This window comes from Ilumatobacter sp., from assembly GCF_965215205.1.
Lineage (GTDB): Bacteria > Actinomycetota > Acidimicrobiia > Acidimicrobiales > Ilumatobacteraceae > Ilumatobacter_A.
This window is the reverse complement of the sequence record NZ_OZ244049.1, coordinates 3,075,306-3,092,889: the sequence shown is the minus strand read 5'-3', so window position 1 is coordinate 3,092,889 and position 17,584 is coordinate 3,075,306. Positions and strand designations below refer to the sequence as shown.

General features: G+C 73.0%; 12 protein-coding genes. 11 read left to right on the top strand and 1 reads right to left on the bottom strand.

The annotated features are described in order from the left end of the window. Positions 1 to 130: 130 nt before the first annotated feature. The 4 genes from argS (at position 131) to thrC (ending at position 6,002) form a co-directional block, all read left to right on the top strand. Positions 131 to 1,879: an arginine--tRNA ligase gene (gene argS, locus ACOOHC_RS14335; protein WP_420451088.1), complete on the top strand. Its 1,749-nt coding sequence runs from the start codon at positions 131 to 133 to the stop codon at positions 1,877 to 1,879. Further along, a complete protein-coding gene (gene lysA / locus ACOOHC_RS14330) occupies positions 1,876 to 3,207 on the top strand; it encodes a diaminopimelate decarboxylase (RefSeq protein WP_420451087.1) in 1,332 nt (443 codons plus the stop codon). Before argS ends, lysA begins: the two co-directional genes overlap by 4 nt. A gap of 67 nt (positions 3,208 to 3,274) precedes the next feature. After that, complete coding sequence (locus tag ACOOHC_RS14325; RefSeq protein WP_420451086.1) at positions 3,275 to 4,612, top strand: homoserine dehydrogenase; 1,338 nt, start codon at positions 3,275 to 3,277, stop codon at positions 4,610 to 4,612. Positions 4,613 to 4,616: 4 nt separating this feature from the next. Next, a complete protein-coding gene (gene thrC / locus ACOOHC_RS14320; protein ID WP_420451085.1) occupies positions 4,617 to 6,002 on the top strand; it encodes a threonine synthase in 1,386 nt (461 codons plus the stop codon). A gap of 31 nt (positions 6,003 to 6,033) precedes the next feature. Here the strand turns inward: thrC and ACOOHC_RS14315 are convergent, their stop codons facing one another. Continuing rightward, entirely contained in the window at positions 6,034 to 7,617 is a 1,584-nt protein-coding gene (locus tag ACOOHC_RS14315) for a hypothetical protein (RefSeq protein ID WP_420451084.1), read from the bottom strand. A 433-nt stretch (positions 7,618 to 8,050) separates the two neighbouring features. Between ACOOHC_RS14315 and rho the strand changes: the two genes are divergently transcribed. The 7 genes from rho to ACOOHC_RS14280 all read left to right on the top strand — a co-directional run bounded on the left by rho (position 8,051) and on the right by ACOOHC_RS14280 (position 17,581). Continuing rightward, entirely contained in the window at positions 8,051 to 10,135 is a 2,085-nt protein-coding gene (gene rho / locus ACOOHC_RS14310) for a transcription termination factor Rho (protein ID WP_420451083.1), read from the top strand. A gap of 195 nt (positions 10,136 to 10,330) precedes the next feature. Further along, a complete protein-coding gene (gene rpmE, locus ACOOHC_RS14305; RefSeq protein ID WP_420451082.1) occupies positions 10,331 to 10,561 on the top strand; it encodes a 50S ribosomal protein L31 in 231 nt (76 codons plus the stop codon). 133 nt (positions 10,562 to 10,694) lie between these two features. Further along, a complete protein-coding gene (locus tag ACOOHC_RS14300) occupies positions 10,695 to 11,459 on the top strand; it encodes a phosphate/phosphite/phosphonate ABC transporter substrate-binding protein (protein WP_420451081.1) in 765 nt (254 codons plus the stop codon). Positions 11,460 to 11,772: 313 nt separating this feature from the next. Next, a complete protein-coding gene (locus ACOOHC_RS14295; RefSeq protein WP_420451080.1) occupies positions 11,773 to 12,351 on the top strand; it encodes a hypothetical protein in 579 nt (192 codons plus the stop codon). A 193-nt stretch (positions 12,352 to 12,544) separates the two neighbouring features. Next, entirely contained in the window at positions 12,545 to 13,990 is a 1,446-nt protein-coding gene (locus ACOOHC_RS14290) for a DUF1800 family protein (protein WP_420451079.1), read from the top strand. A gap of 7 nt (positions 13,991 to 13,997) precedes the next feature. Beyond that, complete coding sequence (locus tag ACOOHC_RS14285; RefSeq protein WP_420451078.1) at positions 13,998 to 16,457, top strand: DUF1501 domain-containing protein; 2,460 nt, start codon at positions 13,998 to 14,000, stop codon at positions 16,455 to 16,457. Between the two features lie 32 nt (positions 16,458 to 16,489). Next, positions 16,490 to 17,581, top strand: coding sequence for a hypothetical protein (locus ACOOHC_RS14280; RefSeq protein ID WP_420451077.1), 1,092 nt, complete (start codon positions 16,490 to 16,492; stop codon positions 17,579 to 17,581). The last annotated feature ends 3 nt before the right edge of the window (positions 17,582 to 17,584 follow it).

The window sequence follows — 17,584 nt, the reverse complement described above, 5'->3', positions numbered from 1 at the left end:
GCAATCTAGCGCCGACGAGCGGGGAAGAGGGCAGGCGGCGAGCGCCACCGGGGTCGGTGCGGCGCGTGATCCCCTCGCCGCGACGGCGGGCCGCGCGGTCGCAGCCGCGATCCGGCAGACTTGCCGGCGCATGTCGGACCCCGTCACCACCATCACGGCGCGGCTCGGGCCGGTCGTGTCCGGGATCGCCGCGGAGATCGCCGGGGAGGACCAGGGCGACGTCGACCCGGTCGTGCGCCCCTCCGACCGAGCCGATGCCCAGATCAACGGAGCGCTGGCCCTCGCGAAGCGCCTCGGCGCGGACCCGCGCGACCTGGCCCGCCGGATCGTCGAGTCGGGAGCGCTCGACGAGATCGCCACCGAGCTCGAGGTGGCCGGCCCGGGCTTCGTCAACGTCACCTTCGACCCGCGGTTCCTCGAGCGCGAGCTGGCGAGCGTCGCGGCGGATCCCGGCCTCGGCCTCGATCGCGTCGACGAGCCGCTGACCGTCGTCGTCGACTACTCGGCGCCGAACGTCGCCAAGGAGATGCACGTCGGCCACCTCCGCTCGACCGCGATCGGCGATTCGCTGGTGCGGATGCTCGAGGCCCGTGGCCACCGGGTGAAGCGGGAGAACCACATCGGCGACTGGGGCACCCCGTTCGGGATGCTCATCGAGCACCTCGTCGACCTCGGCGAGACCGAGGCGGCCGACTCGCTGTCGCTCGGTGACCTGAACGGCTTCTACAAGCAGGCGCGCGGCAAGTTCGACGCCTCCGAGGAGTTCCGCGAGCGGTCGCGCCAGCGCGTGGTCGCCCTGCAGGGCGGCGACGGCGAGACCCTGCGCCTCTGGCGCCTGCTCGTCGCGCTCTCCGCCGCCTACTTCCGCACCGTGTACGACCGGATGGGGGTGCTGCTCACCGACGACGACCTGGTCGGCGAGAGCCACTACCAGCCCCTGATGCCCGGCGTGGTCGAGCGCCTCGACGCGGCGGGGCTCCTCGTCGAGTCCGACGGCGCCGACGTCGTGTTCCCGCCGGGCTTCGAGAACCGCGACGGCGATCCGCTGCCGCTGATCGTGCAGAAGGGCACGGGCGGGTTCAACTACGCGACCAGCGACCTCGCCTGCCTGATCGAGCGCACCGAGGACATCGGAGCCGACCTCGTGCTCTACGTCGTCGACGCCGGTCAGTCCCAGCACTTCCAGATGGTGTTCGCCGTGGCCGAGATGGCCGGGTGGCTCGACGACTCGACCGAGGCCGTCCACGTGCCGTTCGGCATCGTGCTCGGGCCCGACCGCAAGCGGCTCAAGACGCGCTCGGGCGAGCCCGTGCGGCTGGTCGCGCTGCTCGACGAGGCCGTCGAGCGGGCCGAGTCGGCGGTGCTCGAGCGGAACCCCGACCTCGAGCCGGCGGCCCGCTCCGCCGTGGCGACCGCGATCGGCATCGGGGCCGTCAAGTACGCCGACCTGTCGACCGACCGCGTCAAGGACTACGTCTTCGACTTCGACCGGATGCTCGCCTTCGAGGGCGACACCGGGCCCTACCTCCAGTACGCGCACGCCCGGATCTGCTCGATCTTCCGGCGTGCCGGGGTGGACCGCGCGACGGTGCGCACCGCACCGATCACGCTCACCGAGCGGTCGGAGCTGGCCCTCGCGCGCCTCGTCCTCGCCCACCCCACGGCGGTCGAGGCGGCGCTGGACACGTTCTCCCCCCACAAGCTGTGCACCTGGCTGCACGAGCTCGCGACCGCGTTCAGCGCGTTCTACGAGCACTGCCCGATCCTCGGTTCCGACGAGGCGGTCCGGACGTCGCGCCTCGCCCTCGCCGACCTCACCGCCCGCGTCCTCGAGCGGTCGCTCGCGATGCTCGGGATCGCCGCGCCGGAGCGGATGTGAGCGACCCGGGCCCCGGGCCCGGGTCCGCGGGCGCCGGGGGCTCGTCCGCGATCGACCCCCGGCTGCTGCCCGACACCGCCGCCGTCGGCGACGACGGGGGCCTGGTGGTGGGCGGGTGCTCGGTCGCCGAGGTCGCCGCCGAGCACGGCACCCCGGTCTTCGTCTACGACGAGGCGCACCTGCGCGCACGCTGCCGCGAGGCGGTCGCGGCGTTCGGGCGCGACCGGGTGATCTACGCGACGAAGGCGTTCCTGTGCCGGGCGATGGCCGAGCTCGCGCACGACGAGGGCCTGCTGCTCGACGTGGCGTCGGGCGGCGAGCTCCACGTGGCGATGGCGGCCGGCGTCCCGGCCTCGGCCTGCACCCTGCACGGGAACAACAAGTCCGTCGCCGAGCTGCGCCAGGCGATCGGTGCCGGGGTGCGCCACGTCGTCGTCGACTCCTTCGACGAGATCGAGCGCATCGAGGCCGTCGTCGCCGAGGGGGCGGGGCCGGCGCCCGACGTCCTGGCGCGCATCACCCCCGGGGTCAGCGCCCACACCCACGAGTACATCTCGACGGGGCAGGACGACTCCAAGTTCGGGTTCAACCTCGGCAACGGCGACGCCGAGCGCGCCGTGGAGGCCGTGCGCCGCTCGTCGGCGATGCGCCTCGTGGGCGTCCACTGCCACATCGGGTCGAACGTGTTCGACGCGTCCTCGTTCGCGCGCGCAGCCGAGGTGATGGCGCGCTTCGCCGTGCCCCTCGACCTCCCCGAGCTCGTCCTCGGCGGCGGGCTCGGCGTCGCCTACGTGGAGGGGGAGGAGGCGCCGACCATCGCCACGTGGGGATCGGTGCTGCTCGACGCCTGCGACTCGCTCGGGGTGCGTTCGCGGGTGAGCGTCGAGCCGGGCCGCGCGATCGTGGCCGCCGCCGCGCTGACCGTCTACACCGTCGGCACCATCAAGGAGATCCCGGGCGTGCGGACCTACGTGTCCGTCGACGGCGGGATGAGCGACAACCCGCGCCCGGTCCTCTACGGGTCCGGCTACGAGGCGTTCCTCCCGCGCTCGGTGCGGGCCGAGCGGGGGCTGACCGCACGCCTCGTCGGCAAGCACTGCGAATCGGGCGACGTGCTCGCCTTCGGCGCCCGCCTGCCGAGCGAGGTGGCGGTCGGCGACCTGCTCGCGATGCCCGTCACCGGCGCCTACGGCCACTCGATGGGCTCGAACTACAACAAGATCGCCCGCCCTCCGGTGGTGTTCTGCGCGGACGGCGACGCACGCGTCGTGGTGCGGCGCGAGACCTTCGACGACCTGCTCGCGACCGACGTGTTCGATCCCCGCTGAGGGGACCTCCGTCGGCCCGTGCCCGTTCACGAGATGGGCGGCCCCCTCGTCCCCTAGCCTCTGGTCGGTGAGCGACGAGCGACCCGACCGCGACGACAGCGCGCGCCCCGACACCGTGCGCATCGGCGTGCTGGGCTGCGGGAACGTGGGCGGTGCCCTCGTCGACCTGGTCGCGACGCAGGCCGACGCGGTCGAGCGGCGATGCGGGATCCGCCTCGAGGTCGCCCGCGTCTCGGTGCGCAACCTGTCCGCCCAGCGCGACGTCGATCTGCCCGACGGCGTCCTCACGCGCGACTCGCACGGGGTGGTGTCCGATCCCGACGTCGACCTGGTCGTCGAGGCGATCGGCGGGATCGAGCCCGCCCGCGGCCTCATCCTCGAGGCCCTGGCCCACGGCAAGCCGGTGGTCACGGCGAACAAGGAGCTGCTAGCGAACTGCGGTGCCGAGCTCTACGCCGCGGCCGACGCCGCCGGGCGCGACCTGCTGTTCGAGGCGGCGGTCGCCGGCGGCATCCCGATCATGCGCGCCCTGCGCGAATCGCTCTACGGCGAGCCGATCACCCGCGTCATGGGGATCATCAACGGCACGACCAACTTCATCCTCACCAAGATGACCGACGCCGTGCTGGCGGGCGGGGAGGGCGACTACGCGGCGACGCTCGCCGAGGCCCAGGCGCTCGGGTACGCCGAGCGCGACCCGACCGCCGACGTCGAGGGGTACGACGCCGGAGCGAAGGCGGCGATCATCGCGACCGCCGCCTTCGGCGCGAAGGTGGTCCAGGGCGACGTGTACCACGAGGGCATCAGCCGGGTGACCGGGGCGGAGATCGCGATCGCCGACCGCCTCGGCTACTGCGTCAAGCTGCTCGGGATCATCGAGCGCGACCCGACCTCGGAGGAGGTGAGCGTGCGCGTGCACCCGGCGATGGTGCCCCTCCAGCACCCGCTCGCGAACGTGCGCGACAGCTTCAACGCGGTCTTCGTCGAGGGCGACTTCGCGGACTCGCTGATGTTCTTCGGTCGCGGCGCCGGCGGAGCGCCGACCGCGAGCGCCGTCTTCGGCGACGTCGTCGACGCCGCACGCAACCTGCGCAACGACACCCACGGATCGATCGGGGCGCTGCACGACGCGGTGATCCGCCCGATCGACGAGACCGAGGCCGAGTACCTGCTCGGGCTCGACGTCGCCGACCAGCCCGGGGTGCTGCACGCGGTGACGGGCGTGTTCGCCGGCCACGGGGTCAGCATCCGCGTCGCCGAGCAGGAGGGCAACGGCCCCGACGCCCGCCTGGTGTTCATCACCCACTCCGCGCTCGAGTCCGCCGTGCAGGCGACGGTGCGCGAGCTGCGCGGTCTCGAGGTCGTGCGCAACGTCGGCGGCCTGCTGCGCGTCGTGGGCGGCTGAGCCGGTGCGCTACGTCTCGACCCGTGGGCGAGCTCCCGAGCTCGGCTTCGCGGACGTCCTCCTCGGCGGGCTGGCTCCCGACGGCGGCCTCTACGTCCCGCAGACGTGGCCCCGCCTCGCCGGGCGTCGGAGCCGGGGCGGGGGGTACGTGGAGCGGGCGGTCGAGGTGATGCTGCCCTTCGTCGAGCCCGATCTCGACGAGGCCACGCTCACCGAGCTGTGCACGCGGGCGTGCGCGACCTTCCGCCACCCCGCCGTCACGCCCCTCGTCCAGACCGGCGCGAACCAGTGGGTGCAGGAGCTGTTCCACGGCCCGACGCTGGCGTTCAAGGACGTCGCCCTGCAGCTCGTCGGGCGGATGTTCGACCACGTGCTCGCACAGCGCCGACGCCACGTGACGATCGTCGGGGCGACGAGCGGCGACACCGGCTCGGCCGCGATCGACGGGGTCGCGGGGTGCGCGCACGTCGACATCGTGATCCTCTACCCGCTCGGGCGCACGAGCGAGGTGCAGCGTCGCCAGATGACCACCGTCGAGGCGCCCAACGCCCACGCGGTGGCGGTCGAAGGGACCTTCGACGACTGCCAGGACCTGGTGAAGGCGATGTTCAACGACGCCGAGTTCCGGGCGCGCCACGACCTGTCCGCGGTGAACTCGATCAACTGGGCGCGGGTGATGGCCCAGACCGTGTACTACGTCGTGGCCGCCGAGACGTTCGCCGATCCGGCCACGTTCGTCGTCCCGACCGGCAACTTCGGCAACGTCCTCGCGGGGTGGATCGCCCGGGAGATGGGGGCGCCGATCCGCGACTTCGTGCTCGCGTCGAACTCCAACGACATCCTCACGCGCTTCGTCAACGACGGCGACATGTCGGCGCGCCCGGTGGTGCCCTCGCTGAGCCCGTCGATGGACATCCAGGTGTCGTCGAACTTCGAGCGCCTGCTGTTCGAGATGAACGGGCGAGACGGCGCGATGACCGCCGAGCAGCTCGATCGGTTCCGGCGGATGGGCCGCCTCGACGTCGAGCCCGACCAGCGCGCCGAGTTCGTCACCGGCAGCTTCCGAGCCGCGGCGATCGACGACGACTCCACCCTCCACGAGATCGAGCGGATGCGGTCGGCGACGCAGATGCTGATCGATCCGCACACCGCCACGGGCACGGCGGCGGCCGCCCTGTTCGGCGGACCCGACGGCCCGGACACCCCGATGGTCACCCTCGCGACGGCGCACCCTGCGAAGTTCCCCGACGCGGTCGAGCGGGCGACGGGCGTCCGCCCGCCGCTGCCCGACCACCTCGCCGACCTCTTCGCCCGCCCGGAGCGGACCCAGACCGTCGCGAACGACCTCGCCGCGGTCGAGGCGCTCGTCGACCGCCTCGTCGCCCGCTGACGCGGTCCTCCGCGGACCGCGACGGCCGCCCTCAGCAGTCGACGAGGTCGCGGATGCGATCGCCGGATCCGAGCCCCACCACGACGACGTCGCGGGGGTCGGGGACCGGGCGCGGGCGCTGATCGAGCCCGATGAAGCGAGATCCGCGGGACTCGGCGAAGACGTCGATCCCCCGCGTCGTCAGCAGCGCTGTCGTGTAGCAGGTCGGTGCGACGAGGGCCGTGACGTCGAGGTGCTCGGCCCACCGCGACCCCGGCCGGACCCCGTCCTCGGTCGCGAGGGGGCTCGGCCCGTCCCACTGCGTGTAGCCGACGAGCTCGAGCCGGTCGGGGGAGTCACCCCCGAGCTGCGCGCAGAAGTCGTTCGACCAGCACACGCTCTGTCCCCAGGGGTGCTCGAAGACCCGCCCGTCGGCGTCCTCGCGGACCGGGAACCCTCGATCGTCGGTCGGCGTGAACTCGGTGAGCGGGCCCGTCGAGGTGGCGGTGCTGAGTCCCGACGTCAGGTACGCCAGTGCCGTGTCGCGATCGGCGCCGAACCGTGCGTACCCGACGGCGTCGGCGCGCAGCACCAGGTCTCGCCGGGCCGCCGTCGTGCGGGTGTCGAGGACGCGGACGGGGGAGTCGCCCACCACCGAGCGGTCCGCCGCGATCGCGCCGATCTGGTCGGCGACGAGGTCGACGCCGGCGGTGGGGCCGTTGACGAAGCACACCTCCCCGTCGGCGCCGATCGGGGCGAGCGCCACGTTGGGGTCGATGGATCCGACGGTGTAGTTGACGTTCGCGGCGACCTCGAGATCGACCGCGTCCGAGGAGACGAGCTGCCCGTAGCCCGTCCCCGAGGCGCGCACGGGGGTCAGGTTGACCACGGCGGCGTCACCGACGGCTCCGTCGACCGGGAAGCACCGCCGCTGCGACGGTGCGAGCCGCGCCCCGTCGACACGGGTGTCGGCCCGTCGCTCGGGCGCGCCGGTCGTGGTCGCGGCGCTGTGCGCGCCGGCGTCGATGGCGCCGATCTGGTCGGCGACGAGGTCGACGCCGGCGGTGGGGCCGTTGACGAAGCACACCTCCCCGTCGGCGCCGATCGGGGCGAGCGCGACGTTGGGGTCGATGGATCCGACGGTGTAGTTGACGTTCGCGGCGACCGGCGCCACGACCACGTCGGAGGACACGAGCTGGCCGTACCCGGTGCCCGAGGCGCGCACCGGCGTCAGGTTCACGACGGTCGCGTCGCCGGGATCGCCGGCGGCGGCCACGCACAGGCGGGAGGTCGGGCCGAGACGGCGCGGAGCGCCGTCACGGGTGTCGACGAGGCGACGTGGAGCCCCGGAGTCGCCGGCCCCGGTGAGCACCGAGGCGGCGAGGCGCCCGATCTGGTCGGCGACGAGGAACACGTCCGCGGTGGGCCCGTTGACGGAGCACACCTCGCCGTCGGCGCCGATCGGGGCGAGGGCGACGTTCGGGTCGATGGAGCCCCGGGTGTGGTTGACGTTCGCGGCGACGGGTGGGTCGGCGACGTCGGAGGAGACCAGCTGGCCGTACCCCGTCCCCGACGCGCCGACCGGGGTCAGGTTGACGATCGCCGTCTCGCCGGATCGCCCTCGACCTCGAAGCACACCCGTTCGTCGCCGACGAGGGAGTCGGCTCGCGCCGTGGAGGCTCCCGTCCACATCGTCGCTGCGAGCAGGGCCGCCAGAGCGACCCTCTGACCTGTCCGCGGTGTCCTCTTTACGAGGCGACCGTAGCGAACCGCTCCGGGGCGCGCCTCGACCCGGTCGTGCGTCGTCGCGCGGCGACGACGGAGACCGGTGATGATCGGCCGTCGGGCGCGCCGCCGCGCCCGCCTCCGTGACGTTGCAATGCGAGAGCGGTCCGGCGTATCCTCGCTGCGTCCGGTTCTCACCGGATCGCACCTCGGAACTGTCCGGAGCGTGCGAATTGTCTCAGGGGAACCCCAGGCGGTGTGCCACGAGCGTGGCACGAGAACGTCCCCGTCCTCTGGACCAGACTCGCCATCCCGTCTCCACCGGTGGCGAAAGAGAGGCAACGATGGCCGCAGAGGCACTCGAACAGTCCGTGCTGGAAGGCAAGGACAAGGATCAGCTCCTGCAGATCGCCAAGGCGCTCGGCGTCAAGGGCGTCTCGAAGTTGAAGAAGGCGGACCTCGTCGATCGGATCATCGACGTCGCCGGCGGCTCGTCCGCCTCGGCGCCGTCGACCAACGGGTCGAACGGGTCCGGTTCCGCGAGGCGCGACGACGACACGGCGCCCGCGCCGTCGTCGACGGGCGATCGCGCGGGCACGAACGGGTCGAGCGCGCCGGAGGGCGGCGCCACCGGCCCGGTCGGACCCGACGGCGAGCCCCTCGCCGACTGGGAGATCGAGCTGGCCGCGACGGGTGAGGCCTCCGATCCGGTCGAGCCGGAGAGCGCCGGTGGTTCCCGCGAGCGCGCCGACGGTTCCGGTGGGTCCCGATCCGACCAGGCCACGCCCGGGCGTGGCGGCTCCGACGACGCACGACGGAGCGGAGGTCCCCGCGGCACGGGCCGCGATCTGAGCGACGCCGGGCGCTCCTCGGCCGCGGGCCCCGAGCGCGATCGCGACTCGGGCCGCGACGACTCGAGCCGCGACGACTCGAGCCGTGGCGACACGGGTGGCCGGAACCGCGGTGACGGCAAGCAGAGCGGCAGAGGCAACGGCAACCAGCGCGACGGCAACCAGACCGCCAGCGGCAACCAGCGCGACGGCAACCAGGGCGGCAACGGCAACCAGAGCGGCGGCAACCAGCGCGACGGCAACCAGGGCGGCAGCCGCAACCAGAGCGGCGGCAACCAGGGCGGCGGCAACCAGGGCGGCGGCAACCAGGGCGGCGGCAACTCCGACGGCGGCGGGAGCAACAAGCGTCGTCGTCGTCGCCGCAAGGGCGGCAACCGGGGCCAGGAGGGTCCCCAGGGCGACGACGTCGAGCTGCTCGACGACGACGGCCAGCCCCAGTCCAACGAGCCGATCGAGGTCTCGGGTCACCTCGACATGCGCGACGAGGGCTACGGCTTCCTGCGCATCGAGGGGTACCTGCCGAGCAAGGACGACGCCTACATCCCGGTCAAGCTCGCCCGTCAGTACGGGCTGCGCAAGGGCGACCACCTGACGGGCAAGATGCGCCCGCCCCAGCGCAACGAGAAGAACCCGGCGCTGCTCGAGGTCCACACCGTCAACGGCGGCGATCCCGAGCAGGCCAAGAAGCGGCCCCGCTTCGAGAACCTGACCGCGCTGTTCCCCGACGAGCGCCTCACCCTCGAGGACCCGTCGGACCCGACGAACATGACGGCGCGGATCATCGATCTCATCAGCCCGATCGGCAAGGGCCAGAGAGGCATCCTGGTCTCGCCGCCCAAGGCCGGCAAGACGACGATCATGAAGACGATCGCCAAGATGATCGAGAAGAACAACCCCGAGGTCAGCCTCATCATGCTGCTCATCGACGAGCGGCCCGAGGAGGTCACCGACATCGAGCGCACGGTCGAGGGCGAGGTCATCTCCTCGACCTTCGATCGGCCGAGCGACGAGCACACCGCGGTCGCCGAGATGACGATCGCGAAGGCGAAGCGGCTCGTCGAGGACGGCAAGGACGTCGTGATCATGCTCGACGGCATCACCCGCCTGAGCCGCGCCTACAACCTCGCTGCCCCCGCCAGCGGGCGCATCCTGTCCGGCGGCATCGACGCCGGTGCGCTCTACCCGCCGAAGAAGTTCTTCGGCGCCGCACGCAACGTGGAGGAGGGCGGCTCGCTCACCATCCTGGCCACCGCGCTGGTGGACACGAACAGCCGGATGGACGAAGCGATCTTCGAGGAGTTCAAGGGCACGGGCAACATGGAGCTGCGCCTCGACCGCAAGGTCGCGGAGCGCCGCATCTACCCGGCGATCGACGTCGACGCGTCGAGCACCCGCCACGAGGAGCTGCTCTTCGATCGCAAGGAGCTGCAGATGGTGTGGAAGCTGCGTCGAGTGCTCAGCGGCCTCGCCGCCGACGGCAACGCCGCCCCGGGCCTCGAGCTGCTGATGGACCGCCTGAAGACGTTCAAGTCGAACTCGGAGTTCCTCAGCGAGATCGCCCGTCAACCGGGGATGTGAGCGATCCGTCGCACCACCCGGTCGACGTCGATCGACCGGCCCCGCACGACGCGGACACCCGATGGGCGCGGCGGACGGGAATGCGCGTCCGTCGTTCGGCGTTGCACACCGATAGCGTCACCGGGCGCTGATCGACCGACGACGAACGTCCCGCGCGGATGTTCAGCCGTCACCGCAGGATCGAAAGAGGAGACCATGAAGACCGACGCCCACCCCACGTACACCGACACGACCGTGAAGTGCTCGTGCGGCAACACCTTCACCACCAAGTCGACCGTCGAGGGCGACCTGACGGTCGAGCTCTGCAACGAGTGCCACCCGTTCTTCACGGGCAAGCAGAAGCTCGTCGACTCCGGTGGACGGGTGGAGCGGTTCAACAAGCGCTACGGCCGTCGCGAGGGCAAGCCGACCAACACCGAGGCCTGAGCCCCGTCGGCCGGTCGTCCCCGGCCGATCCGATCGAACGCAGCGGTGCCGCCCCGACCGGGCGGCACCGTCGCGTCACGGCCGTGATCGTCGAGCACGACGCCGTCCGCGATCTCGAGGAGAGGAGCCCATCGTGAGCACCCCGCACGTCGAGCTGGGGATGTACCCGTTCTCGTCGGTCGCGTGGGCGTGGGACGAGCTGTGGACGGCCGTCCACCGGCGCGCGCCGTGGACCCCCGACGCCCTCACGCGCTCCGGCGACGTCCACGCCCGGTGGTACGACGACGACTGCATCGTCACCCACGTGTGCGGATGGCCGTTCGCCGCGCTGCACCGCGACGACATGCACCTCGTCGGCGCGTTCTCGCTCGACCTGCCCGACGCCGATCGCGACGCCCACTACCGCAGCGTGCTGCTCAGCGCCCAGGACCGGCCGCTCGCGGACCTCGTCGGCCCGCACGTGCACGCCGTCGCCAACAGCGCGGATTCGCTGTCCGGCTGGCACAGCCTGCGGGCGGCGACGGTCGGGCCGGGCGACCGCTGGCCGGGCACCGTGACGTTCACGAGCGCCCACGTCGACAGCCTGCGGGCGCTGGCCGACGGCGAGGCCGACCTCGCCTGCATCGACGCGTGGAGCCTGGCGCTGATCGAGGCCGAGGAGCCCGGCCTCGTCGCGGACCTCCACCGGGTCGGCCGCGGGCCGCGGATCCCCACACCGGCGGTCACCGCCCGCCGCTCGGTCGACGACCGTCACGTCGACGAGCTCCGGACGGCGTTCGTCGACGCGCTGGCGTCCCCCGAGACGGCCGACGCCCGACGGGCGCTGCGCATCTCGCACTTCGCCGGCGCGGAGCTCGACGCCTACCTCGCGACGATCCCCCTCGGCCCGTCCACCTGACGGCGGTCGCTGCGTCGCGACCGGTCGACGCAGTCGCTCGTGGGGGCGCGCACGTCGGCGCGGCGGGACCACCCTCGGGCCGCGGCGCCGATGCCGCCGGCGGCTCCACGAAGCTCGTGACGACCGGGGGAGACGGTGATGGACGGTGATCGGCTTGCGCGTCGATCGGCGCCGGGCGTACGATCGTGCTTCGCCGATGGGGACCGGTCGGCGACGGAGCACCGTGCTCGCCCACCGGGGTTCGATCGCTCCGCGTAGCCGAACAGCGCGATCACCCGCCCCGGCCCCCGGCGGTGCGCCCACGACCTGTGTCGTGATCCACGCCATCGAAGGGCGGCCATGGCCCACCACCCACCACGCGATCCCCGACGGCGTCGGCGAGCCGCTCGGCGTCGTCGACGACGAGGTGACGGTGCCGAGTAACCCGTCACGGTCGGGTCCGGTCGAGCCGATCCCCGGTCCCGCCGCCCGAGCGCACGAGCGGTGGCACGTGGGCCTCGTGAGCGACGCCGACCTCGTGATCGCCGGGGTCACGGCCATGCTTGCTCGCGCTGCGCCGCGCATCGCCGTGGCCCGTCCCCCGTCGCCACTGGTGGAGCGAGCGGGGGTCCTCCTCGTCGATCGATCGGTGAGCTCGCCGTCGCTGGTGCGGACCGTCGACCGCATCGTCGCGTCGGGTCGCGCCGTGCCGACCGTCCTGCTCGCGACCGACGACGACCTCACGTGGGACCTCGACCGGCGGAGGGACGTCGCCGCCATCGTGTCCGGGTACGCGGACGCGGCCCAGCTCGCGTCGCTGCTCGAGCAGGTGCGCGTCGGCGAGCGGGTCGTGGAGACCGACTGGGCACGACCGGTCGACGGCGGCGGCTCGATCGGGGACCGGCGCGGTTGACCGCGTCGTCGGGCGCTCGTCTCGGCGACGGTGCCCGGCGGCCCGACAGCACCAGGGGCGCCGAGATCGCGACCGCGGCGACGAGATCGCGTCGAGGACGGTGCTCAACCCGGGCGGGGGCGGTGCCGATGAACGGGGGGCGCCCGTCGCGTCGGTGTCGCCACGTCCCGCCCACGTCGACCGGAGGACCAGAGTGCCGGAACTGAACGAAGCGAACGTCCGCCACCTGCTGCGGCGGACCGAGTTCGTCGACCGACCCGCACGGGTCGCGCACCTCCTGACCCTGGGTTCGATCGGGGCGGCGGTCGACGACGTGATGGACGTGTCGGCCGATCCGCCGAGCGCGTCGCTCACCGGTGACAGCACCTGGCGCCGGGGTCAGGCGATCGTCGCGCACTGGATGGACCAGATGGCCGGGGCGCGGCGTCCGTTCGCCGAGCGGATGGCGTTCTTCTGGCACGGCCACCTGTGCTCGGAGCTCGGGAAGGTCAACTCGGCCCCGGCGATGCAGGAGCAGATCGACCTCTTCCGACGACGCGGGCTCGGCCCGGCGGCGAACGGCGGCAACGTCGACGAGCTCGTGCGGACGATGTCGATCCAGATCGCGATGCTGCGCTACCTGGACAACGTCGACAACCGTGCGTCGTCGCCGAACCAGAACTTCGCTCGCGAGCTGATGGAGCTGTTCCTCCTCGGCGTGGGCAACTACACCGAGGCCGACGTCGAGGCCGCGACCTCGGCGTGGACCGGTCACGGCCAGCGCAGGTGGGACATCGACGAGTACGTCTACCGCGACGACCAGCACCACGGCGGGGCCCTCGCCTTCCTCGGCCGCACGATCAACGTCGGTGCGCGCTCGAACGCGGGCAACGAGGTGATCGAGGTGATCCTCGGAACCGGCCCGCTGGGCGCCGGCACGATCCCGGCCGGGAGCCCAGCCGGTGACCGCTCCGACGTCGTGGCGGCTGACTTCCTCTCGCGCAAGCTGTGGCAGGAGCTCGGCGAGGCCGCCAGCGGCCGGGTCCCCTCGGGCGTCGCGGCCGCGATGCGCTCGGCGCTGATCTCGAACGGGTTCGACATCCGCCCGTGGGTCCGGGCGATGCTGACCCACGACGACTTCTACGCGCCGGCGACCCGCACGGGACTCGTGCGCCAGCCGGTCGAGTACGCGGTCGCGTTGATGGTCGCGACCGGGTTGGGCTCATCGCAGACCGGACCCCTGTGGGTGCTGGAGCGCACCGGCCAGCAGCTCCTCTACCCACCGAACGTCAGCGGATGGAAGCCGAACGGCTACTGGGTGAACGCGAGCGCGATGGGTGCCCGCCAACGCCTCGCCCAGGGGTTCATATGGGACCTGCAGCGCCGGACGTGGAGCGGCGATGACCGCTACCTCGATCTTCCCGGAGGTCGCCTGAGCGACGAGTGGATGAAGGCCAGCGGGTCTGCCGAGGTGGTCGAGCGCGTCCTGCGCCTCACCCACCTCACCGACTCCTCGGGTTCGACCGGGCCGGCGTCGCCGATCTCGGATTCGACCCGGAGGGGGATCGTCGGGCACCTGTCGCACGCCCAGGTGCACGGAGAGCACCGCCTCGACGCCCTGCTGCTCGCTCTGACCGCCCCCGACATGCACATCGCCTGAGGACGCCATGCTTGATCCCGACATCTCCACCGCCGGTGCCCTGCGCCACCTCCACCGACCCGAGGCGGGCGACCCGACGACCCTCGACCGCCGACGGTTCCTCCAGATGGTCGGGATGGGGCTCGGCGCGGGCCTCGTCGCCGGGCCGGGCTCCTCACTGCTCGACGCGGCCCTCGGCCACGACCCCTCGACCTGGGCGCTCGGGCCGATCGGCGCCGACGAGGGGGTGCTGGTGGTCATCGGCATGTACGGGGGCAACGACGGGCTGAACACCGTCGTCCCCCACGGCGACGGCACCTACCACGACCAGCACGGTGCGCTCGCGCTCGGAGCCGGCGAGACCCTCCCCCTCGACGGGACGACCGGGCTGCACCCGGAGCTCACCGAGCTGAAGCGGTTCTGGGACGCCGGGAACCTGGCGATCGTGGAGGGCGTGGGCCACGGCCTCGACGACTTCAGCCACTTCAACTCGATGGCGAAGTGGATGACCGGCGTGACCGCGGGCTTCGGTGGATCGGGGTGGATCGGGCGCTGGCTCGACGGATACCTGGCCGGGTCGAAGGACCTGTTCGCCGCAGCCGAGGTCGGCCAGGCTCTGCCCCTGCACATGATCGGGCGGGCGGCGGTGGCGACGACGGTGCCGACCACCACGCCCGAGTTCGGCGTGCCCCGGGAGTGGCGTCGCGAGGCTGACCGGGCGCTGTTCGACACCGTGCGCACGATCGCGAGCGCCGGTGGATCGTCGTGGCTCGGCCGGGTCGGGCAGGCCCAGATCGACCAGCTCGACGTCGCCGCCGCGCTCGCGCCGGAGCTCCCCGGCGACGGTGACGCCCGGCCGGCGAGCGAGATCGCGCGCAAGCTCGACGTGGCTGCCCGCCTGATCAACGCGAACCTCGGGTTCCGGGTGGTGACCGCCGGGTTCGGAGACTTCGACAGCCACGCCGGCCAACCCGATCAGCACCCGGCCCGGATGCGGGAGCTGAACGACGCGATCCGCAGCTTCTTCTCGGCTCTGAGCCCGGGGTGGGAGGACCGCGTGACGGTCATGACCTTCTCCGAGTTCGGCCGGACATCGCACGCGAACGACGGGCGCGGGACCGACCACGGATCGTCGGCGCCGCAGTTCGTGCTCGGATCGGCGGTGCGCGGCGGCTTCCACGGCCAGCGGCCGTCGCTGGCCGGCCTGCGCCGATGGGAGCGGATGCCGACCCACGTCGGTCTCGCCGACTACTACGGCTCCGTCCTCGACGGGTGGATGGGAGGAGGGGCGTCCGACGTCGTCGGGTCGTTCACCGATCTGGGGCTGTTCGCGGCGGCTCCGAGCTCGGATCCGACGTTCCCCACCTCCGTGGTGGGCGACTTCGTCGGGATCGCGCCCGAGCGGATCTACGACAGCCGCACCGGCCTCGGCGGGCGCGCCACCCGGATCGGCCCCGGCGAGACGGTGCGCGTGCGCGTCGCCGGAGCCGGGTCGATCCCGGCCACCGGGGTCACCGCCGTGTCCGTCAACATCACCTCGATCCGGCCCGGTGGCGAGACGTGGATCGCCGCCTTCCCGTCGGGCACGGCTCGGCCGAACTCCTCGGCGCTCAACCCGCGGGCGGGGGCCGTCGTGCCGAACATGTCGGTGGTCGGCGTCGGCGCCGACGGCACGATCAGCCTCTACAACGACCGCTCCGACGTCCACGTCACGGTCGATGCGATGGGCTACTTCGCCACGACGACCGCGTCGCGGATGGTCCCCCTCTCGCCGGCGCGCATCCTCGACACGCGCATCGGCGTCGGCGCCCCGGCCCGGCGCGCCCGGGGCGGCGAGCCGCTCTCGCTCGAGGTGCTCGGGCGCGGCGGGGTGCCCGTCTCCGGCGTCGACACGGTGGTGCTCAACGTCACCTCGGTGCGCCCGACGACCGACGGCTGGTTGACGGTGTGGCCGACCGGGTCGGGGGCGCGCCCCCTGGTCGCGAACCTGTCGCTGCGAGCCGGGGAGAACGTGCCGAACCTGGTGATGTGCAAGGTCGGGTCCGGCGGTCGGATCGATCTCGAGGTCAGCTCCGGCCGGGTCGACCTCGTCGCGGACGTCGTCGGGTGCTTCGCCTCCGGCGGGTCGCGCCTGTCCCCGGTCGCCCCCGCCCGCCTCCTCGACACGCGGTCCGGGAACGGTGCCCCGGCGGCTCGCGTCGGCGCCGGCCGCGAGGTGGTGCTGCAGGTCGCCGGTCGCGGCGGGGTGCCGTCGTCCGCGTCGGCCGTGGCGCTGAACGTGTCGGCGGTGCGTCCCTCGCGAGGTACGTTCCTGACGATCTACCCCGACGGGGAGCCCCGGCCGACGGCGTCGAGCCTGAACCCCGACCCCGGCCAGGTGTCGGCGAACCTGGTGATCGCCAAGCTCGGCGACGGGGGGCGGGTCCGGGTCTACAACCACCTCGGCGACGTCCACCTCCTGGCCGACGTCACCGCCGCCTTCCTCTGACGGAGCGCCCGGTCGTCGCTAGCGTCGCCGGTGTGGACGAGCACGGCCCCGACCCCGACCGGCGAGCGGGCCTGCTCGCGATCAAGCTGCGCGCGCTGGTGGCCGGCCACCTCGGCGTCGCGGTCGAGCGCCCGGCCGAGCCGTTCGGCGCCGGAGCGGCGCTCGTCGTCGACGACGCCGCCTGGGTGCTGATCGACGGCCCCGCCGAGCGCCGTCTCGGAGCGGCCCTGGCGTGGGCGGTGCGACACGGGGCGTCGTCGCTGGACGTGATCGCGGATCGCGGCGGGGGGACGATCGCACGGCGTGCCCAGGCGTTCGACTTCCCGGTCTCGGTCTGGTTCGCCCAGGACCGCCTGCTGCTGCCGGTGGTGCCCGAGGTCGTCGAGCGCGTCGAACCGCAGCTCCGGCACCTGGAGTACGTCGAGGCGATCCAGGCGGCCGGCGCCACGGCCAACGTCGAGCACGGGGTGGTGACCGGCGAGGTGCGCGGCCTCGAGGTGTGCCGCGTCGTCGACGAGCCGACGACCGGCAACCTCGTCGACGCACCGGAGGGCTCGCCCGGGCCGGACCACGATCGCCCGGCGCCGTCGGACGGGGCGCACCTCGAGGTGGGGGTCGGCGCGAACGACCGGGAGGCGTTCCGACTGGTGCACGGCGACGAGCCGGCGCCGGCGGCGCTGGCCCGGGTCGTCGCCGCCGTGACCGAGCACCGCAGCAGCGCGACGGCGCGCCACCCGCTCAACCGGATGGCGCCGGAGCGGTTCCTGCGGTGGCGGGCCCAGCTCGATCCCTCGTCGCTCGGTCTGCGCTCCCTCGCGCCGGCCGAGCCTCCGGTCGTCCGACGCAGCATGAAGCAGGCCGAGCCGTGCGTCGCCCACGGGGTGGACCACGAGGGCGGCCGGGTGCTCGCGGTCTTCTCCGCCGGCGTCGACCTCGACCTCGCGCCCTTCGTCGCGGACGTGCTCGTGGCCGAGGGGATCGCGCACGGCGCGCCGCCCGACGCCGACGTGGTCGTCGTGCTCCCGGAGCGGGACCTGGTCCCGATCACCCGCGACCTCCTCGACCTGATCTCGCGGCCCGTGCGCACCGGGACCCTCGACGGGGCCGCACCGGCCGCGCAGTAGCCT